Below are 20,553 nucleotides of genomic sequence, written 5' to 3'. Positions count from 1 at the left end.
GCGGTTGATCCAACTGGAGATGTTTTTGCGTCTGCGATTTCTGACCTATCTGCACATAATGCACTTGCTCCTAACCAAGCAACGGTATTACTTCAGCAGTCAGGATTTATTGGAACTGATTTACCAGAACCGGTATATCCAGCGAAAGGAGGTGATAATAATGGCAACAATTAATGTAAAAGGCCCAGTAGTTGATAATGACACTGGGGACTTTATGGACTACTTTGAAATGCAAAATGTATGCCCTAAAAAAGTTAGCGATGCACTTTCTAATTTAACTAATGGTGAACAAGTTGATGTTCAAATTGCAAGCGACGGTGGAGACGTATTTGCCGCAAGCGAAATATACACAATGTTAAGAAATGCTCAACAGAATAATTCAGTAACTGCAAATATTGAAGGACTGGCCGCAAGTGCCGCTTCAGTAATTGCTATGGCATGTAGCACCATTAACATGTCACCATCTGCTCAAATGATGATTCATAAAGCTAGTGTTGGAAGTATGTCAGGAAATGCGGATGACTTAGAACAAGTTATGAATTCTTTAAATTCTACTGATCAAATGATTGTTAGTTTATATTCAGAACGAACTGGATTAGACGATTCAACCATTCTGCAGATGATGTCTAATACAACATTTATGAATGCTAAGGAAGCCAAAGATAAAGGATTCTGTGACAACATTATGACCTTTGCCGATTCGCAAAAGCAGCCCGTATTTAGTAATTCATTAGCAGCAGTTCCAACACAACTTGGATTAGCAAGATTTAAAGAAATATTAAAAGCTGGCGACTTACAGCCAAAAGAAAACAAAGCTCAAAAGCCAACTTCTCAATCAAACGAGAAGCCAACTTCTCAATCAAACGAGAAGCCAACTTCTCAATCAAACGAGAAGCTGGCTATTTTATTAAATAAATTTAATTTAACTAAGGAGAACTTTAATGCAAAAAATCAATGACCTAAACACCGCTTGGATTTCAAGAGGACAACAAGTTAGTGACCTTGCGGACAAAATGCAAGCAGCAGCTTTAAATGACGAATTTAGTAAGGAAGATTACGAAAAGTTATCAAATGAATATGATCAAGCAGTTGCACAACGTGACGCTGCTAAACATTCTTTAGATATTGCACGAGCAAATCAAAAACCAGCTAATACTGAAATTGATGATAAAGGAGATAATCCTAAACCAGTTAACACAAAAATTAACACAAACAAAAATAAATTAACTTTTGCCAACAAGTTTGTTGGAATGATGAAGGGCGATCCTAAAATCGTAGATGAAATGACTTCATCGACTGATGTAAATGGTAACCAAATTGGATTAACTATTCCACTCGATCAACAAACAGCTATTCATCAATTAGTTCGTCAATATCAATCACTAGAACCCTTTGTAAATGTTGAAGCTGTTTCAACAATCTCTGGTAGCCGTGTGTGGGAAAAATTCCAAGATATTACACCATTAGCTAACCTTGATGATGAAACTGCTGAAATTGGAAGTAACGACGATCCAGCATTAACTCTCGTCAAGTACCAAATTCACCGTTACGCTGGCATTTCAACAATTACTAATACACTACTTCAAGATAGTGCTGAGAATTTGATGGCTTACTTGAATAACTGGATTGCTCGAAAAGTCGTTGTTACTCGCAACCAAAAGATTCTGGAAGCTGTTGGTAATCAATCAAAGAAACCAACTATTTCTAAATTTGATGATGTTATCCACACTCTTAACACGTCATTAGATCCAGCAATTGCTGCTACTTCAACAATCTTTACTAATGTTTCTGGTTTTGATGTTCTTTCTCAAGTTAAAGACGCTAAAGGTCGTTACTTAATTCAACCAGATGTTACTGATCCATCTAAAAAGCAAATCAATGGTACTCCTGTTGTTGTTGTTTCAGACCGTTGGTTACCTGATAATGCTGGTTCACATCCATTTATTTTCGGAGATTTAACACAAGGTGTTACTTTGTTTGACCGTGAACAAATGAGCTTACTCTCAACTAATGTTGGAGCTGGTGCTTTTGAAAATGATACTAATAAAGTACGTGTTATTGATCGTTTTGATGTTGAAATTGCTGATGATGGTGCTTTTGTCAACGGTTCATTTAAAGACATTCCTGACCAAGTACCAACTGCTCCAACTGCACCAACTGCTTCAACTACAGGAACTGGTAAATAGTCATGCTTTTGTTGAATACCGATGAAGACCTTAACAGTCTTAAAGACACGTTGCGTATTCTAACTGATGAAGATGATTCGATTCTACGCAACTATCTAAATACAGCTGAAGTTTCTTTACAAACTGCAGTCGGTAAAGATTTTAATGGATTCTATTCAAATGATGATGTTAAAACGCTATACCGAACGGCATGTTATGCATTAGCTGGAACTCTTTATACTTACCGAGTTTCTGTTACTGATAGTGCCCAATATCCAGTAAACAGTACCTACGACAGTATTGTCGGTGCTTTACGGGGGATGTATTTGCAAGCGGAAAGTGAGGCAGAAAATGGCTAAACATTATTTGTACAGCGATTTTTCTTTGAAAGTTCAGTTTTATCAAGAAAATTCAGTTGATGATGAAAATACTGGGACTACAAACCGTGTGCCAGTAGAAAATTTTAAAGTGTGGGCCAAGCCACTCAAACGAACTCGCTTTCAAAACATCACTGCAATTGGTGCTAACTTGCAAGACACGGTAGATATCGTAGTTAAACACGATGACCGAATTGCTGAACAAATTTATGTTGGCTATGATAATAAGCTCTTTACAATTCTTTCTTATGTTCCTGATGATAGCTGGGGATTTGGCGGTTATGATACCTTGACGATTAAACAAATCCAAAAGGAGGCTTAGTTATGGGACTTGATGAACAAATGGCCGAAATGATGAGAAAAATCAATCGTGCTGTTCCAACAGCTGAAGCTAAAAAGCAGATAACAAAAGTTGGAGCTAATAAATTTGCGGACGTTTTACAAAAAAACACTCGTGCATCTCATTATCAAGACCGAAAATTGGGAAAGGTTAAGCATTTAGCCGATTCAATTAAAGTAGTTAACAAAGATCTCGATGGTGTTCAAAACGGTAATTCAACAGTTGGATTTGAAGATGCTTCTGATTCAGGAATTAACCATGGGAGAATTGCCCGCTTTTTGAACGATGGAACTTCTCATCATCTAAAAGGCGATCACTTTGTGGATAAAGCACGTGATGAAAGCAAAGACGAAGTTTTTCAAGCCATGGCCGACAAGTATCAGGAGGGCTTTAAGCGTGGATAACTTAGTAATGCCGGTAGTCGAAGCCAAACAACTAATTCAATCAGCTAAGTTCGATTGGATTGATAACATTTATCAAACATCAAACGAGCTTAGTCTAAAAGACAAAACCGGTCAAACGAGTGCAGTGCTGACGGAAGTAGAAAGCCAGCCGGCACGGATAGCCAACAATACATTTAAAGGCTGGACCTCAACAATTGAGGTTCAGCTTTTTTATAAGATTTTTAACCCCAACCAAAGTTTTAATTTGTTGCAAGCAGAAATCCAACTTGCCAAATTATTTATTCAAAACGGCTGGAACGTTCAAAGAAGTGAAGGACACGTAAATGATCCATTCACTAATCAAATTACTAAAACATTCTATTTTAGAAAAACAATTGGAGGAATTTAAATGGCTGAAAAACAATTATTAGCTTCTGTCCATGGTATTAGAAAAATTTACTTTGCCATCATGGATTCAGCTACTGGTGAAGTAATTACTGGTGCAAATGGAGTTAGCGATACAGGATTCACTTATGTTGATGGAGACGGTCAAGGTGCTACGTCAGCTGACATTTCAGAACTTGAAGAAAAAGGAACGAAGAAATACGCAAATAACCAAGTTAAACGTATTGCTCATGGTATTCCAGCTCCTGAAGTTGCTGTTGTTATGTTAGATATGCCACGTGAATTAATGTACAAATTGCTTGGTTATGTTAAATCGGGTAGTGGTTATGTTCCAAATACTAGTATTAAACCACACGTAGCAATGATTATTGAATCAGACACATACGATGGAAATAAAGCATATGAAGCTTTTGCCAATGGTGAAGTTATTATGCCAGCTATTAAACACGGAACAGATAACAATAACCAAACAGAATCAGATCCAACGTTAACTTATGATGCTTTGGCTCCAATTGACGATGCAACCTTTGTTGATGCAAATGGTAACCAATCAATTATTGGTTTCTACAATTCAGGTGATACTGATTTCACTGAAGAACAAATGTTCAGCGAAGTATTTAAAGGATGTACAACCGGTGGAACTACACCAAGTACAACCGGTGGAACTACACCAAGTACAACCGGTGGAACTACATCAAGTACAACCGGTGGAACTACATCAAGTACAACCGGTGGAACTACATCAAGTACAACCGGTGGAACTACATCAAGTACAACCGGTGTAACTACACCGAGCAAACCCTAGTGGTGTAACTATTACTGTTCATTATCAAGATGATGACGGGAATAGTATTCCAGGTCTAACAGATACTTCAGTTAGTGGTAAAAGCGGTGATGATTATACTATTCCTAATCCTTCCGTTGATGGGTACACGTATGAAAAAACAACTGTACCTTTAATTGGGAAACTATTGATTAGTCAAAGTGCAATCGTAACTTATAAGAAAAATAATTAAAAAACTTTAGTCGCCTAAGAAATAAACAGTACGTTAATTCGGGCGGCTTTTTTCTATGGAGGAATTATGTCCACAATTACATTTAGAACTAAAGAAATTGGATTAGATGAACCAATCAGATTAAAAGAAAATGGTGGGTTGCAAAACAAAACTAGAGAACTAGCTTTAAAAGTTACCGAATGGCAAACTAAAGCAACTAAAGCTGAACTTAAAGCATTAGATGATAACACTGATATCAAGATTGCTGAATTAACTAAGCAAGTTGACGAAGCTAAAGACGAAATTGAAAAACTAAAACTACAAAAAGAAGTTAAACGCCTAAAACTAAATAAAGAACTTAAAACTTTAGAAAGTACAGGTTCTGATTTAGATCAAGCCGATCAAATGAAAAAAGACTTCATTAATGGAATTGTTAAATTTCTTGAACTTGATGACAGACAATCGGAAGTTGTTAGAAATAAAAATATTGGCTATGAAGAAATCGGTCAATACATCGGTTACTTAAACAGTCGTTCCAATGGTATGAGTGACGAAGAATATGACAAAGCTATCAGTAAAGCTAAATTAGAGGAAAAGGTAAGCCCAAAAAAAGGTTAGAAAGTCTTCATAAACAAGAAGTTGCTTTAAAAAATGAAATTGAAGACTGGAATTATTTAAAAAAGCAGTTATTTCAAAATTATGGAATTTTACCTGATGATGTGGATAAACAAAATTACTTAAATCTTTTAGAAACGTTAAAAGCCCGTCCAAAAGATGAACGACCAATGGACGCAGCTGAAGCACAGAAGAAATTACAAAGCTTATTTTCATAAGAACGAAAGAAAGGAGGTACATAAATGTCTGGTATATCCTATACAATGGCAACTGAAATTGCTATTAATACGGTTAGTGCTCAACAAAGCATTAAAGGCCTTGACTCTGCCCTTGGGTCAGCAGTTAACTCAATGAAGGCTGGAATTGCTCAGGCTTCAAGCGTTGGTGATAGTTTAGGTGCTATGCAAGCTAAAGTTTCTGGGCTTGATCAAGTAATGACTCAACTTCAAAGCAAAATTGACGTTTTAAAAGATAAGCAAAGTGACTTAGACGTTAAAACAAAAGAAGGCGCTGAATCTTATCTAAAACTTCAAAAGCAGATTGAACAATCTGAAAATAGATTAGCTAGTTATTCAGCTCAACAAGATCGTGCTAAAGAATCAATGACTTATTATTCTAGTGGCTTAGCTGAATTACAGCGTGGTTATCAAACTACAATTGAAAAAACTGATGCTTATTCAAACCGTTTAAAAGCTGAAGGTGATGAATTAGGTGCCAATAAAGCTAAATTAAGTGGTTATAAAGAAGCACTTGCTAACCTAAATTCACAATATGATAAGCAAGCAGCAGAGCTTAAAAATAATGAGTCAAAGGTTAAAGAACTTTCTGCATCTTACTCGACCGCCAAAAGTAAGTTAGATGAAATGACTTCAGCGGGTCAAAAAAATTCTAATGAGTATAAAGATCAAGAAAACAAAGTTAATGACCTTAAACTTGCTTTAAATCGTGCAAATGAATCTCTTGACACCCAAAAAATCAGAATTGATAAAACTGGGACTAGCATTGCCGAAACCAAAACTAAAACTAATGAATTAAGTGAAGCTGTTGGAAAAGAAGCTCCGCAAGGATTTTTTAAATCAATGATGAACGGTTTTAAAAAGACCAGTGATCAGAGTGATGAAACCAAAAGCAAAGTTGGTGGAATGATGTCTTTCTTTGCTGGTGGTGCATTATTGAATGGTGTTACAGCAGTAACTTCAAAGCTTCAAGAACAGGTTAAGGCAGGATACGATGATGCTAAGGCTGCCGAAACTTTTTCGGATAAGTTCAAAAATATGGGTGCAAGTACTAAAGAAATTGATTTACTTGGCACCTCAATTAAGCAAATTAAAGAGAATTCTAATCTTTCTGGTGGGGCGGTTACAGCATTAACGCAGAAATTCTATGGAATGAGCGGAAATGTTAAACAAACACAAGACCTTACTAAAGGTGTTGGATCATTGTCAGATGCTTTGCATTTGAGTCAACAGCAGTCAGATGCATTTGCTGGTGGTCTTAATAAGATTGAGTCTAGTGGAAAAGTTACTTCTCTTTCTCTCGGAAGGCTTGAAAAACAAGCTCCAGGGTTAAGTTCAGTGATGGCTAAATCAGCTGGAATGAGTAAGAAAGCATTTCAAGATTTAGTTGGATCTGGAAAGATGACTGCTAAACAATTTAACGATATGTTAACAAAGGCTGGTGGGAATTTTGACACTAATGCTAAGAAATTTAATTCAACAACTGACGGTGCAACTCATCATATGCAAACAGCGTGGGCTGATACTCGTAAGGCTTTAATGAAGCCTTTAGTCCAAGTTTCTAGTACTGGCTTAAGCGAATTAACAAAGGTATTAGATAGTAAAGAAACTCAAAATGCAGCTACGCAATTAGGTAGTGCAATTGGACATATAGCTAATGCTTCTGCACAGGTTATAAAGGTTATTTCAGGAAGTATGGGTAATATATTGTCAATTATAGGTAGCCTTACTAAAATTGTTGGACTTTTAGCAAGTGGAGTATGGGATACTTTTTCTGGTATTGGGAAGGATATTGCTAATGTATTTGAAAGTATTTTTGGGAAATCAAAAAAGGCTTTTGATCCACTTAAATTAGTTGCTGGAGCATTACAGGAAATTGGGAAACACCAAAATATGGTAAAAGCAGTTGGTGCAGCAATTGGTGGAATAGTTGCACCAATACTAGCTGTAAAGGGTGCTATGATGGCTTGGAATGCAGCTATTCAAATAGTTCAAGGTGCACAGAAAGCTCTTAATGTTGTTATGAATGCTAATCCATTTGGTATTGTTATACTTGCAATTACAGCAGTAACTGCTGGGTTAATTGAACTTTACAACCATAGTAAAACTGCTAGAGATATTATGAACGCTATTGGTAAGACTACTAAAGATGTATTTAATAGTTTGGTAAAAGGTGCTGGTAGTGCAATTGGAAATATCACTAAAACATTTGGCCAATTTTTTAGTGGGATTGGTAAATTGTTAGGTCAAGCTACTAAAGCATTTGGAAGTTTTATTGGTGGTGTAGTTAATTTATTTAAAAATAATTGGAAACAGATTGGTCTATTTATTCTTAATCCATTTGCTGGTATTTCAGCAATGCTTTATAAAAACGTTAAACCATTTCGAGATTTTGTTAATACTGTTCGAGATGTTATTTTTAAAGGATTTGGAGCAATTGGAAACTTCTTTGGTAGTTTCTGGAACGGCGTAAAAAATGTGTTCAATACATCATTAGGGTTCATTACTAAAAACTGGTCTAGCGGTTGGAATAGTTTGAAAAACATTGTTACTTCTATTTTTGGTGGTATTTCAAATTTCTTTGGTGGTGTATGGAATGGAATTAAGAATCTATTTAGTAGTTCACTTAATTTTGTTGCTAAAATTTGGTCTGCTGAATGGAATGGTATTTCAAATGTAGGGAAATCAATTTGGAATGGAATCAATGGATTTTTAGGTGGTTTCTGGAACGGTATTAAATCAATGTTTAATAGTTCGTTAAACTTCATTTTGAACATTTGGAACAATGTTTGGAATACTGTTGCTAACGTCGGAAAAGGAATTTGGAATGGTATTACTAATTTCTTAGGTGGATTTTGGAACGGAATAAAAAATACTTTCACAAGCGCACTTAATGTAGTTACGAATGTTTGGGGTAGTTCTTGGACCACTGTTTCTAATGTTGGTAAAGGGATTTGGAATGGTATCACTAATGTATTTAATGGTTTCGTTGGTGGCATTAAAAACATCTGGAATGATGTAACTAGTTTTGTCGGCAGAATGTGGTCTGATATGTGGAATGGAGTAATTAATGCTGCTAAAAGCGCAGTAAGCACGGTTGGCCATGTTGTAGCTGAAATTGCTAATGGTGTTATTAGGCCAATTGATTCAATGCTTGGTAAATTAAAAGACGGTATTAACTGGATTTTAGACAAAGTCGGAGCACACAAAATTGATGGCTTTCATATTCCTTTAGTCAGTTATGCTAATGGTACTAAAGATACACACCAAGGCGGACTAGCTATTGTTAACGATGCGCCAGGAAGCAATTTCCGTGAAATGTATCAATTACCAAATGGACAAGTTGGGATGTTCCCGAATAAAAGAAATATGATTATTCCATTGCCAAAAGGGACTTCAGTTCTCGATGGTGAACGTTCTGCTTCAATGGCGAAAATGATGGGCCTACCTGCTTATAAGAATGGTATTGGTGATTTCTTTGGTGGACTTTGGAACGGAGCTAAAGATATTTTTAGTGACGTTGAAAATATCTTAAAGAATCCAGCTAAGTTCATGGAATCAACATTCAGTCACTTCTTAGGTGGATTCAGTTCAAACATTAAATTAGCAAGTAGTATTATTACTAGCTTCCCTAAGAAACTAGCTGCTGAATCTATAAACTGGGTAAAGAAACAATTTGAAAGTATGGAAGCTCCAGCTGGTTCTGGTCCAGCTGGTTCTGGTGCAGCTCGTTGGCGTCCTTACATCGTTCGAGCATTTAAGCAATTAGGCGTAGCTCCTGCTGATTGGAAGGTTGCTAAGCTACTTAGGCAAATTCAGACTGAATCTGGCGGTAATCCTCGTATAATGCAACAAATTCATGATGTTAACTCTGGCGGTAATGAATCCCGTGGGTTACTTCAATTTTCTGGTTCAACTTGGGCTGCCGATGCTTTACCTGGTCACACTGACTGGAAAAATGGTTACGACGAAATCTTAGCCGCAATCCACGTCTTGGAGCGTGGTGGTGAAGGTGGCTGGGGCGGCGTTGGTAATGGTCACGGATGGGAAAACGGTGGATTTCTTAATCATCATCAAATGATTGAAGTTGGCGAACACAACATGAATGAAGTTGTGATTCCATTAGATTCTTCTAAGCGTAGCCGGACAACCGAATTAATGCACCAAGTCTTGGATATGTTAGCTGGAAATTCAGATGTAAATCTTGATACTAAATTTAACAGTAAACAAGATGATAAAGTAGCAGCCTTAATTAATGAAGTTAGTGAGTTAAAAGATACTGTTAAAGATTTAGTTAATTTACAGATTGAAACAATTAAAGCTCAAAACGGAACTACTAATGCAGTTATTAATACCGCTCAAACTCCACAAGATAGATATAAGCAAGACGCCCAAAATGGTCAATTACTTGGATATCAACAACTTAATGGAGGTATTGCATAATGAAGCCTAAAATTTGGATATCAATTGATGCACAACCAGAAATAGACTTAACTGAGTTATTTCCTTTTGTAAAATTCGATGGGATTGACAATAATAGTCCAGTATTAACTAATAGTTATCAAGATAGCAATGTTAGCGATGGAAATATATTTAACTATGGTAACTTTGGTAAAAATACAGTTAACGTTAATTTAGACATGAATTTTGGAACTTACTACGATTACCAGGCTAAACGTCAACAGCTTTATGACTTCTTTATGCAAAAGAAACTTTTTAGAATTAGAACAGATGCTGATCCAATGTTTGTTTATTTCTTGCGTCCGGTCGGCTTTGATATTAAGCCATTTCAAGAAGGCGGATGGGATTGTTTTATTAATATTCCTTTTGAAAATCCAAGTGGATATAAATTTAGTCGCTATGATTCACTTAATCAATTAGATTTGTGGGATGATTTTCCACTTGGTTGGGATATTCCAGTAGTTGATAAAGAAGATTTTCATATCATTAAACAACCAGATTTTGATTTAATCAACCCAAGCTCTATTCCAATAGATCCATATTTACAGAAATGTGATTTTAAAATAGTGATTAGTTATGTAGGTTCAAGAATATCAATTATTAATACTGACAATGATAGCGTGTTTACTTTCACTGGCGAAAACAATTTCAATCGAACGATTGTTCTTGATGGTGTTAATGCTTATGAAAATGAAAATAATGTAAATGACAACACTAATTTTGGCTATATTAAATTAGAAAAAGGCATTAATCATATTAGTGTACGTGGCTGTGAAAAATTTGATATTAAGTTTGTGTTCCCATTTATTTATGTTTAGGGGGTGTTTATGTGGTATTTAGTACCAAAGCTGATCTAGTTGCAAATCGACCGTTATCTGAAAAAATGTTAATCAATTCTTGGAAGTATCGTAAATATTTTGAAAAATCAATAGCTGCAATGAGTAAAGTTGGATTTAAATATGTAAATATTGGGACTTGGTTTTATTTAACAAAAAGCGATGGTGATCCAATTTTTGACAATGAAATCGAAAAAACACAAGTTGCTTTGGATATTTGTAAAAAATATGGAATGAAGCCAATGATAAATTTTAATGGCCAAAACAATGGATATTTGAACACTGAAACATGGTGCAATTTCAACCAAAATCAACTTGAACAAATTAAACAATATTTTAGTAAATTTGTTCAAACGTTTTCTAATCAAGGAATTATTTGGGCTAATCTTAATGAACCAGATAATGTTTTTTGGGCACCTTTCAATGAAAGACACAATCCAAGAGTAATTAGTTCATGGGTAAATTTTTCGAAATGGTTTATTGATGAAACTTTCGAATTTGATAAAAATCCTTTGAATGTTCCTTATTCTTGTATAACAAGTGTTGCTGACGAGGGGTCAGATATCACACGTCAAGCTATTCGACAAGGTCTTTTTAGAAGAGCTTTAGGTGGCATTTCTCATCCTTATGTTTATCACAATCATAATAATGGACAGCCAGAAATCATGCTTGAATTACATGAAGGAACAGTAGCTGGTCTTCCATTAGTATCTAATGAATATGGATATTCAAGAGATACTTCAAGTGGTGACCATAATCAAGGATATTTCAGTATGGCAGAAGCTGCTAAATATACAGCCCGTCAAACTATCATTCAAGATTATTTAGGTTTTTCAATCATTGGAATTTATTGCGATTTGGGTGATAGTTATTCAATCGAAAACGATGATTGTAGTTTGAATTTGGTTGGTAAAATGACTATGGACCTAGTCAATGAATTAAATGGATATACTATTCAAGAAAAGATTGAAGTTGACTCTCATGATAACGTTTATGATGACATCTACGCATTCAGATATAGTAAAGACAATTGTGTTGATAAAATCGTTTATTGGGCACCTGAAAAAGTTGGCCTACGTCAATTATCTGTAAATAATAAGATTATTAAATTAAACATTACTGATTATCCACAGGTAGTTGATTATGATGGAGTACCCAATCCCAAAGAATATTTTCTACCAATTAAATCAAATACATCACTTGGAACTGAGGTGATGTATTAGTGGACACAGAAATGATTTTTAAAGGAAATTTTCCAAATGAAAAAGATAGAGCTACTATTGAACGTTCAAGCGTTATAGCTAGCTCTTTTTATATACAATGGGAAGAAAATTCAACTTATCAAATACAATTTGTAATGCTAGATTACGGGACTGAAGCATATAATCTTCTGACTCCAAGTTCAATAATTACTTTTCAAGGACAACAATTTTTAGTCAATTCAGCAGTTGAAGATCACCCAATTGGTCGAGCTAATAAGACTGTGGTTGCTACTCACATATTCAACGAATGCCAATGGTTTAGGCAAAGGGAAGTTAAAAATGGGGTACTTACTTATACTCCACAGTCAATTATGGACTTTGTCTTTAAAGACAATCCATATAACTTTACTTGGGAAGTTGTTGGAGATTTTCAAGGACAACAAATAGAAAATTTAGGAAATATGAGCGGTCGAGATACTTTGTCTAAGATTGTTGAAATATGGCCAGATGCAATTGTTTTCCCAAACAATAAGCACATTGTAATTTATCAACATGACAAATTTGTACAATCACACGGTAATCGTTTGGGACATATGTATAATTCATCTGAAGTTAAGTTAACTTACGATGTTAGTGCAGTGACTAACCAAGTTTATTGCATTGGTAAAGCTAAAGATAAGCCTGATGGTGCCGATGATAACACTCCAACTGAATATTATTTTCCACCATTTTTATATACAGATAACGCATCTGTTGAAAAATGGACACATGGAATACCAAGAGAAATTGCAACAATTAGTGATGATCGTTTCACTGATGTGGAAGCGATGAAACGTTATGTAATTACTCAATTAGTTACTGATCCACCGTTAACAATTGAAATTACAACTACTTTTAATCAATCTCCTATTCCTGGTGATAAAGTTCATTTGGATATTCACGAAAATGGACTATCTACAGATGTTGAAGTAGTTTCCTATACGTGGTACCCATGGGATAAAAACACACCAAATCAAGTTACTTTAAATAGTGTGGCAAAGACTATTTTTGATTACAACAACAGCATTAGAAATAAATTGTATGCTGATTTAGCTAAGCGAAATCAATTAATTAGTGATAGTTTAGCTGCCAAAATTAAAGACCAAAATGTTTCCGTTGACCCAAGCAAGAAAAAAGGTGACGAATCAACCCTTGACTGGCAACCAGGTAATCTATTCGTTGATACATCAAGTAACAATGGTGATATTAGTGTTAACCAGTTCAAAGATTACTTAAATCAAGGCGTTAAAGGCATTATCTGTAAGCTTACCGAAGGAACTGGATACACTAATCCATTGTTTGGAAGCCACAAAGAAAACGCAATTAATGCTGGGCTGAAGTTTATTGGTACTTATCATCTGTTCCATGGTGATCCAGTTAATGAAGCTAACTATTTCTTGAAAAATCTACAAGCTAATAATGTTGATAAAAATGTTCTGGTAATTGCTGACATTGAAAATACTAGCAATAGCACATTAACTACTAATAAAGCAGAGTTAACTAATCAACTGAAGCAATTCTATGATGTTTTGATCGCAGCTGGCTACACGAATACTTGTGACTATGCTTCTTCGAGTTGGTTTACTAGTAGCTTTGATAGCCAAGGTAAATACAGGTGGATAGCTAATTATAGTAATGCTAAACCCGCTAATGCTGACGCATGGCAATTTACTGACAGTTGGAATGGAAATAAAATTGATGCTAGTTATTCTTACAATGAAATTTTTGTTTAAAAGGAGGAAATAAATGGCAAATTATGATTACTCACACATTAAAGAATCAGATCCAAATGACTTGTCGATGGTCGATGGATTAATTTTAGAATTTGCTAAATGGGTTCGTACTAAAGGCTATGGTCTTGATGTTCGTGAAGGAATTGCACGATTTGGCGAAAGAATTGGCGTAATTTTGAACGAATATTCCGCTGAAGTGAACTTAACCAAAAACCAAATGGAAACATTAAGCAATGAATTAAATCAAACCATCAGCGGACTAACTCAAGATTCTGAAGTTAAGAATGCCAGAATGAGTTTAGACGGGATTATATTTACCACATTAAAAGAACGGTTAGACAATTTGGAAGAGAATGCTGGGACTGTTGGTAATGTAGTTGGATCTGTTGATTTAGATGGTAGTTCATTGTTTATTGAAGGCTTAGATAGTCCAAATAGTCCCATTTCTATTGATGTTGAACATAATGTTGAAGATGATGAAATTCCGTTTGGAATTGAAACAATTGATGTCAAAAATATTGGAATTGAAAAAGTTGGGAGTGATTAAAAATGAGTCTTTTTGATATAAGCCCATGGATAGTTAAGAAAAAAGATGGAACAAAAAAGCAAGTTTTTCCACAAACCTCTATTAAAGGAGTAATTGGTTTAGAAAAAGAGTTAACATCCATCAAAGCAGTTGTTGAAAACTTAACTGGGAAAAAATTTGATAAAAATTATCAAAATAATTTCTTAACCAAAAAAGATTTAGAAGATTATGTGACTACCAATCAATTAACTCAATCAACAACTAATTCAAAAGCTTATGCAGATTCAATTGTTGCAACGTTAAAAGAAAGTTTACCAACTTTTAATCAACAACTCCTAGATACTGATGACCTTAATAACTTTAAAAAGAACGGTACTTATTATCGTAAGTATAGTGATACTATTCTTAAAAATGCACCAACAAATGATACTGATAGTAAAGTAGGAACATTAATAGTTCTCAATAGCGGTAACGGACAAACTGATATTACTCAAATCTTTATCACAACGGTTGATAACTCGAAAGTTTATATAAGAGGTCTTAGTGGAGTCCCCGCTACTTGGTCAGAATGGAGAATTTTGAGCGACCCAAAGGAATTGAGCAAGTAAAATAAAGGAGAAAATAAATGGCAATTGATTATGTAACTGCAAGAAATACGGATACGGGAAATGCACTTTACTTTAGAACTGCATGGAAGATGATTGACGATACACCAAACTTTGTAACTAGCGATGATTTGAATGGCGCAACATCAAGCTGGAGCGGAGTTACTACTAACATTCAGTTGGGACCGGGTTCTTCAATTAAGTGGCGGATTCAAAATAACATTCTTTACATCGTCGGAGGCGGTACTTTAGCCGAAGATCCAAAAAACGATATCTTTTTTACAATTCCAGGAATTGCTGGGAGAGTTGCTGAAACCATTCTTTATGCTTGGAATGCTACCGATAGTACATGGAACCGTTTATTGTCATTAGGAACTGATGGAAATGTTACCCAATGGAATTGCGTCAACAAAATGGTCTTTTCAATTAACGCAGCTATTCCACTAGATGGAGAATAGGAGGATACAAATGGAACTGTATATTTACGTACAAGAAGATGGAAGTATTGCTGGATTTTCAAGATTCCAGCCATCAGGTTATAATTTTCCAAAATTAGAAATTAGCGATGAAGATATTGAAAACTTCAGAGCTAATTTTTTTGACTACAAATATTTAAACGGAGAGTTAGTTAAGCCGCAAGAACAGGCATCTAAAGACGATGATGGGGAACTACAAAAACAACTTGCTATGCAGCAACAAATATCCGCTAAAACAATTCAAGCGGTTGCGATGTATGGAGCTTCAATTAATGAGTTACAAGCTCAAATGCAAGAAATTAAAAAAAGCAATGATCAGTCAACTTCTAGTTCACAAAGTCCAATTGACAGTAATCCATTAACTAGTCAATCACAATCTCAATCAGTTTCAGAAAGTGTTTCTACTTCTGAAAGCAATTCAAATACTGAAAGTGGGGTAACTAAATAATGCAATTTCCTACGTACGACATCATTAAGTATTACCACGATTTAGGCATTAACCAAGATTATTACTGGTACTTAAATAATGGCAATCTAACGCAAGAGCAATATAACGAATTAACATCACCGATAACAACAACTAATAATTAGCTGTTGTTTTTATTTTGGAAAGAAAGGAGAGCGATGAAATGACATTTGCTGGCTTCAGTATTGAAGACTGGGGAGCGTTAGTAGCTCTTATAGCAGTTATTGCTGGTGGAATTCTAACGATGTTCCGCTACATCATCTTAAAGCCACTTAACGACGCAATCAAAGACTTGGGACATAAGATTTCAAGTTTAGGCGAACGCGCAAGACATGATTCACGTGAGAATGCTCAAGAAATTGACGGTTTGGGTGCTCGTCTTACTGATCAAGATAAACGATTAACTTCATTAGAAGTTTGGAAGGATACGCGTGAAAAATATGTTAAAAGCAATTAAAAATTTTTTGAAAAAGACAGCTTTAATCAATGAAGATGGAAAAGTTAACGGCGGACTAGTTGTTAGTGTTTCTATGCTAGCAATCGTTCTAATTCAACAAGTTCTAGCCATTTTCAACGTTAATATTTCAGTACATTCTGACCAACTTATGGGAGTAATTAATACTCTGTTAACAATTGGAGCGATGCTAGGTCTTGTATATGATTTCAATTCTGATAACAAATAAGGAGATAACTAATTAAATGGACGCTAAAAAAGCACTCAAAGATAGTTTTCTGCCGTTAGCAATTGTTGCTGGAATGGTTGGAGTTGGTTTAGCAATTAATCAACCAGTGCATGCTGCTAAAGGAGATCTGGGAACTGACGTCGCTAAGTACCAACCGCAATTAACTAATAATTCTGGCGATGATAAGTTTTCATTTGCTCAAGTAGGCGGTTCTGTTCATGGTTGGACATACGAGCAAGCTCCTTATAGCAATCAGATTTATCAAGGTCAAGCAATGAATTATCACATGCATAATTACATTTGGCTTGAAACTGGAGCTAATCAAACTCAAACTAAAGCAGCACTTGATCACTTTTTAAGTGAAATTAAAACTCCATATGGTTCAATTGTGGCTATTGATTACGAAGCTGGTGCAACTGGAGATAAGGAAGCTAACACTGCTAACGTCATCTATGCTATGCAGTTGGTTAAACAAGCAGGATTTACTCCTATGCTTTATTCTTATAAACCATACCTTCAAGCTCACATCAATGTAGATGAGGTTCTTAAAGAATTTCCTAACTCACTTTGGATTGCTGGGTATCAACGTTCGGGTAATCAGCCAGATTATAATTGCTTCCCTAGCATGAACGGTGTAGCAATGTGGCAATTCAATGATAGCCCACGAGACTTAGATGTTGATTTAACTGGCATTACTGATAATGGATATACCAAAAACACCAATGACAATCCAGCAAATGAACCAATTGCTGAACCACAACCAGTTAAAACTGATAATAAACCAGTTGCTAACAAATGGAATCCAATAACATACACAGTTCAAAGCGGAGATACCTTAACCAGTATTAGTCGTAAAACTGGTGATAAAGATTGGACCATCGTATTAAACAATCCTAATGTTTTTGGTGGTAATCTAAACCACACCATTTATCCTGGTCAGAAGTTACTAGTTAATAACAACCATGTATCTAATAAGCTGAAGCAGTATAATTACGTAATTAAGTCTGGTGATACTTTGAGTGGAATTAGTTCTAAACTAGGTGACCGAATGGCTACCATAATTGCTAACAATACATCTGTGTTCAAACATGGAATGAACACTCGTATTTATCCTGGTCAAGTTATTCATTATTATCGTTAATACAAATTAAGCCTCACTATCTAATTAAAGATAGTGGGGCTTTTTGTTTTGCATTTTTTATTGTTATAAATATTTATGTTCTCCGGTTGCTTCTTCACGTACATCAATCGTGCAATTTTCTTTTTTAACGATGAAATCTTTGGTATCTGTTACAATTACATAAAAGTCCTTAAAATCTTTTATAATCATTTTCTCACCTCCATATATAGATATATACGTAAAAATTCCCATATTTTTTTAATTACCACAAAAACTACCACACTTTGCGATAAAATATAAACGTCTATAAAAATATAAATTACATAAATAGTTCTATTCTATGGAAGAGAAAGACTATAAAAACTTATAAAAATGTTAGTCTAAACGCCGATCATATTGGTGATTTGCCGGCTTATTTAAAAGATATGCAAGTTGATAATGTATATATTCCCTGGGGAATGAGTCATAATCAACACTTTATGAAAAAAATCAAACCATTTATGCACAAATTTAAATTAATTGAAGTGAAAGATGGCAATAATATTTTCAACACACCGCTTCAAGTTGTTCATCCTTTTATAAAAGGATTGGGTAAAAATGAAGACTCAATGGTTTTATTTGGTAGAATTAACGAAAAAAACTGGCTTTTTACAGGGGATTTGACCCGAGATGAAGAGTTGAAAGTTTTAAAAAAATTTCCCCACATGAAAGTAGATATAATAAAATTGGGTCATCATGGGAGTAAAACTGCTTCTGACCCTAACTTCATTGCAGCAATTAAACCAAAAATTGGAATTATTTCTGCAGGAAGAAACAATCGTTATGGTCATCCTAATGATGAAACCTTAGAAACAATGAAAAATAATAAAATCAAAACAATTAGTACCCAAAAGAATGGAATGATAACGTATAAATATTCATCAAATGATAACGGTGAATTCAATACCAAATGGAAGGATCAAAAAAATGTCAATAGTTGATGAAGTCGAGTCTATTTCTAAAAATCCAAGTTCTGTTTATTTAGTAGTTGGGGGAAATGATTATTGGGAAAATCAAATTATCAATCAACTTAAAGAAATCATTCCACAAGAAGAACGAACTATGAATTTTGCTACTTATGACATGGATGATGTTCCATTATCAGAAGCAATTAATGATGCCTCATCAATGCCATTTTTTGGTAATCGTCGTGTGGTGATTATTAAGAATGCGTTTTTTTTAACTGGAATGCGTAATAAAAGTAAAATAAAGCATAACATTAATGAACTAGAACGATATTTAGATAATATTTCTAATAATACTGTTTTGTTAATTTTTGCACCTTATTCCAAATTGGATGGTCGAAAAAAAATTACTAAAAAATTAAAAAAAAATAGTACTGTGATTAACTTGAATGATTTTTCCGAACGAGAAATTATTAACTTTGTAAAACAATATATTGACAATAAACATTATCAAATTAGTAATGATGCACTTAATGAGCTGTTTTCAAGAACTCAAGGTGACCTTTCTAAAATGATTAATGAATTAAATAAAGTCATGATTTATTCTAATAAAGAAAAGAAAATTGATTTAAATATTGTTGATCTGTTAGTTGCTAAATCAATTAATCAAAATGTTTTTTCATTGGTTAATTATTTGATGAAAGGCAAGACAACCCAAGCAATTCAGTTTTATCATGAACTACTTGAACAAAAACAAGATTCAATTAAAATTAATGCAATTTTAGAAAGTCAGTTTAGGTTGTTATTGCAGGTTAAGATTCTAAAAGACCATGGATATAGTGCAACTATGATTGCTAAGTCTTTAAAAATTCATCCATATCGGGTAAAACTTGCATATCAATCTGTTGAATCATTTACAGTAGATTATTTGCAAGCTGCATATTTAGAATTAGTTCAAATTGAATGCAAACTAAAAAGCAGTCAAGAGAATCCAGAACTGCTTTTTGAAATGTTTTCAATTAAATTTAGTCAAAAAAAGAACTCGATTTAAAATCGAGTTCTTTTTATTTTTATAATGTGTTCTTAATCTTAGCTAAGTGTGACTTTTTACGGTTAGCACTGTTGGTTTTGATTAGACCTTTTGATTTAGAGTGGTCAATTGCATCAATTGCATCACGATAAATCTTTTCAACATCTTTAGCACCATCTGCACTAGCTTTTTCAAATCTCTTAATAGCACTTCTCATTTCATTTTTTTCAGAAGCGTTTCTTTTACGAACGATTTCATTTGTCTTCATACGTTCGATAGCTGATTTAATAACTGGCATAATATGTTCACCTCCACGTAGTGAAATAAATTCAATAATTCCACAGTTTTAACGGTCTTAATTATACAAAAGAGCCACTCTAATTGCAATACTAACTAGATATATCATTTAGACTTGTTAAACGAGGTCAAATAAGGTATATTAAATGTTGTACCTTAATCTTGGTTTTGCGAGTCACTGACGCAGTACCCAGATTGGGGAATAAATAAGAATAGAAAGGTGGAATAATAATGGCATTAACTAAAGAACAAAAAACAGACATTATTAATAAATACGCTAAGCATGAAGGTGACACTGGTTCTACAGAAGTACAAATTGCTGTATTAACTGCAGATATCAATGAAATCAATGATCACATGAAGACTCACAAGAAGGATTTTCATTCTCAACGTGGACTCATGAAAAAAATTGGTCACCGTCGTAATTTATTAGGGTATCTTCGTAAAAAAGATGTTCAAAGTTACCGTGAATTAATTAAAGAATTAGGCTTACGTCGTTAAGATTAAATAAAAAAGATGAGACAATTTTAATTGTTTCATCTTTTTTTGAAACAAATTATTCGATAATTATGTTACACTTAGTTACAAGTTATATTGGGACGGATTGAAGATTAATCTT

General features: G+C 34.4%; 25 protein-coding genes. 23 read left to right on the top strand and 2 right to left on the bottom strand.

The window, feature by feature from the left end:
• Positions 1–160: 160 nt before the first annotated feature.
• From BHU33_RS02735 to BHU33_RS02640, 20 genes are all read left to right on the top strand, one after another.
• Positions 161–958, top strand: coding sequence for a head maturation protease, ClpP-related (locus BHU33_RS02735; protein WP_054646933.1), 798 nt, complete (start codon positions 161–163; stop codon positions 956–958).
• On the top strand, positions 942–2,186 hold the full coding sequence (locus BHU33_RS02730) for a phage major capsid protein (RefSeq protein ID WP_054646932.1): 1,245 nt from the start codon (positions 942–944) through the stop codon (positions 2,184–2,186). The genes BHU33_RS02735 and BHU33_RS02730 overlap by 17 nt, the downstream gene beginning before the upstream one ends.
• 2 nt (positions 2,187–2,188) lie before the next feature.
• On the top strand, positions 2,189–2,524 hold the full coding sequence (locus tag BHU33_RS02725) for a head-tail connector protein (RefSeq protein ID WP_054646931.1): 336 nt from the start codon (positions 2,189–2,191) through the stop codon (positions 2,522–2,524).
• A complete protein-coding gene (locus tag BHU33_RS02720; RefSeq protein WP_054646930.1) occupies positions 2,517–2,864 on the top strand; it encodes a phage head closure protein in 348 nt (115 codons plus the stop codon). The genes BHU33_RS02725 and BHU33_RS02720 overlap by 8 nt, the downstream gene beginning before the upstream one ends.
• A gap of 2 nt (positions 2,865–2,866) precedes the next feature.
• Complete coding sequence (locus BHU33_RS02715; protein WP_054646929.1) at positions 2,867–3,286, top strand: HK97-gp10 family putative phage morphogenesis protein; 420 nt, start codon at positions 2,867–2,869, stop codon at positions 3,284–3,286.
• Complete coding sequence (locus BHU33_RS02710) at positions 3,279–3,674, top strand: DUF806 family protein (protein WP_054646928.1); 396 nt, start codon at positions 3,279–3,281, stop codon at positions 3,672–3,674. Before BHU33_RS02715 ends, BHU33_RS02710 begins: the two co-directional genes overlap by 8 nt.
• Positions 3,675–4,475, top strand: coding sequence for a phage tail protein (locus BHU33_RS02705; RefSeq protein ID WP_054646927.1), 801 nt, complete (start codon positions 3,675–3,677; stop codon positions 4,473–4,475). It abuts the gene before it with no gap.
• A gap of 10 nt (positions 4,476–4,485) precedes the next feature.
• Positions 4,486–4,686, top strand: a complete 201-nt coding sequence (locus tag BHU33_RS07765; RefSeq protein ID WP_082383582.1) for a MucBP domain-containing protein — start codon at positions 4,486–4,488, stop codon at positions 4,684–4,686.
• Positions 4,687–4,752: 66 nt separating this feature from the next.
• A complete protein-coding gene (locus BHU33_RS02695; RefSeq protein WP_054646926.1) occupies positions 4,753–5,283 on the top strand; it encodes a phage tail tube assembly chaperone in 531 nt (176 codons plus the stop codon).
• A 239-nt stretch (positions 5,284–5,522) separates the two neighbouring features.
• Complete coding sequence (locus BHU33_RS02690) at positions 5,523–9,959, top strand: tape measure protein (RefSeq protein ID WP_056997534.1); 4,437 nt, start codon at positions 5,523–5,525, stop codon at positions 9,957–9,959.
• Positions 9,959–10,795 (top strand): phage tail domain-containing protein, encoded by an 837-nt coding sequence (locus BHU33_RS02685; RefSeq protein WP_054646924.1) that lies wholly within the window; start codon positions 9,959–9,961, stop codon positions 10,793–10,795. The genes BHU33_RS02690 and BHU33_RS02685 overlap by 1 nt, the downstream gene beginning before the upstream one ends.
• 11 nt (positions 10,796–10,806) lie before the next feature.
• Positions 10,807–12,036 (top strand): hypothetical protein, encoded by a 1,230-nt coding sequence (locus BHU33_RS02680; protein ID WP_054646923.1) that lies wholly within the window; start codon positions 10,807–10,809, stop codon positions 12,034–12,036.
• Positions 12,036–13,787: a phage tail protein gene (locus BHU33_RS02675; RefSeq protein WP_056997535.1), complete on the top strand. Its 1,752-nt coding sequence runs from the start codon at positions 12,036–12,038 to the stop codon at positions 13,785–13,787. Before BHU33_RS02680 ends, BHU33_RS02675 begins: the two co-directional genes overlap by 1 nt.
• Before the next feature lie 13 nt (positions 13,788–13,800).
• On the top strand, positions 13,801–14,334 hold the full coding sequence (locus tag BHU33_RS02670; RefSeq protein WP_054646919.1) for a hypothetical protein: 534 nt from the start codon (positions 13,801–13,803) through the stop codon (positions 14,332–14,334).
• A 2-nt stretch (positions 14,335–14,336) separates the two neighbouring features.
• Positions 14,337–14,921, top strand: coding sequence for a pyocin knob domain-containing protein (locus tag BHU33_RS02665; RefSeq protein WP_054646918.1), 585 nt, complete (start codon positions 14,337–14,339; stop codon positions 14,919–14,921).
• 17 nt (positions 14,922–14,938) lie between these two features.
• Positions 14,939–15,376: a hypothetical protein gene (locus tag BHU33_RS02660; RefSeq protein WP_054646917.1), complete on the top strand. Its 438-nt coding sequence runs from the start codon at positions 14,939–14,941 to the stop codon at positions 15,374–15,376.
• 10 nt (positions 15,377–15,386) lie between these two features.
• The gene (locus BHU33_RS02655) at positions 15,387–15,842 is read left to right on the top strand and encodes a hypothetical protein (protein ID WP_054646916.1); all 456 of its coding nucleotides are present in this window, start codon (positions 15,387–15,389) and stop codon (positions 15,840–15,842) included.
• Between the two features lie 181 nt (positions 15,843–16,023).
• The gene (locus BHU33_RS02650; RefSeq protein ID WP_054646915.1) at positions 16,024–16,317 is read left to right on the top strand and encodes a hypothetical protein; all 294 of its coding nucleotides are present in this window, start codon (positions 16,024–16,026) and stop codon (positions 16,315–16,317) included.
• Positions 16,292–16,543 (top strand): phage holin, encoded by a 252-nt coding sequence (locus BHU33_RS02645; RefSeq protein ID WP_054646914.1) that lies wholly within the window; start codon positions 16,292–16,294, stop codon positions 16,541–16,543. Before BHU33_RS02650 ends, BHU33_RS02645 begins: the two co-directional genes overlap by 26 nt.
• A gap of 16 nt (positions 16,544–16,559) precedes the next feature.
• On the top strand, positions 16,560–17,684 hold the full coding sequence (locus BHU33_RS02640; RefSeq protein ID WP_054646913.1) for a GH25 family lysozyme: 1,125 nt from the start codon (positions 16,560–16,562) through the stop codon (positions 17,682–17,684).
• A gap of 63 nt (positions 17,685–17,747) precedes the next feature.
• On the opposite strand, the gene BHU33_RS07695 is transcribed toward BHU33_RS02640, so the two are convergent.
• A complete protein-coding gene (locus BHU33_RS07695) occupies positions 17,748–17,873 on the bottom strand; it encodes a hypothetical protein (protein WP_263850552.1) in 126 nt (41 codons plus the stop codon).
• A 194-nt stretch (positions 17,874–18,067) separates the two neighbouring features.
• Between BHU33_RS07695 and BHU33_RS02635 the strand changes: the two genes are divergently transcribed.
• The gene (locus tag BHU33_RS02635; RefSeq protein ID WP_056997536.1) at positions 18,068–18,643 is read left to right on the top strand and encodes a ComEC/Rec2 family competence protein; all 576 of its coding nucleotides are present in this window, start codon (positions 18,068–18,070) and stop codon (positions 18,641–18,643) included.
• Positions 18,630–19,658 carry a DNA polymerase III subunit delta gene (gene holA, locus BHU33_RS02630; protein WP_054646864.1) on the top strand — a complete coding sequence of 343 codons (1,029 nt, stop codon included), beginning with the start codon at positions 18,630–18,632 and terminating at the stop codon, positions 19,656–19,658. Before BHU33_RS02635 ends, holA begins: the two co-directional genes overlap by 14 nt.
• Before the next feature lie 19 nt (positions 19,659–19,677).
• Here the strand turns inward: holA and rpsT are convergent, their stop codons facing one another.
• Positions 19,678–19,935 (bottom strand): 30S ribosomal protein S20, encoded by a 258-nt coding sequence (gene rpsT / locus BHU33_RS02625; protein WP_054646865.1) that lies wholly within the window; start codon positions 19,933–19,935, stop codon positions 19,678–19,680.
• A 230-nt stretch (positions 19,936–20,165) separates the two neighbouring features.
• On the opposite strand from rpsT, the gene rpsO reads away from it, so the two are divergent.
• Positions 20,166–20,435 carry a 30S ribosomal protein S15 gene (rpsO, locus tag BHU33_RS02620; RefSeq protein ID WP_054646866.1) on the top strand — a complete coding sequence of 90 codons (270 nt, stop codon included), beginning with the start codon at positions 20,166–20,168 and terminating at the stop codon, positions 20,433–20,435.
• Positions 20,436–20,553: the final 118 nt, after the last annotated feature.

Source organism: Fructilactobacillus lindneri DSM 20690 = JCM 11027 (assembly GCF_002907375.1).
Lineage (GTDB): Bacteria > Bacillota > Bacilli > Lactobacillales > Lactobacillaceae > Fructilactobacillus > Fructilactobacillus lindneri.
This window is presented reverse-complemented; position numbering and strand designations above follow the sequence as displayed.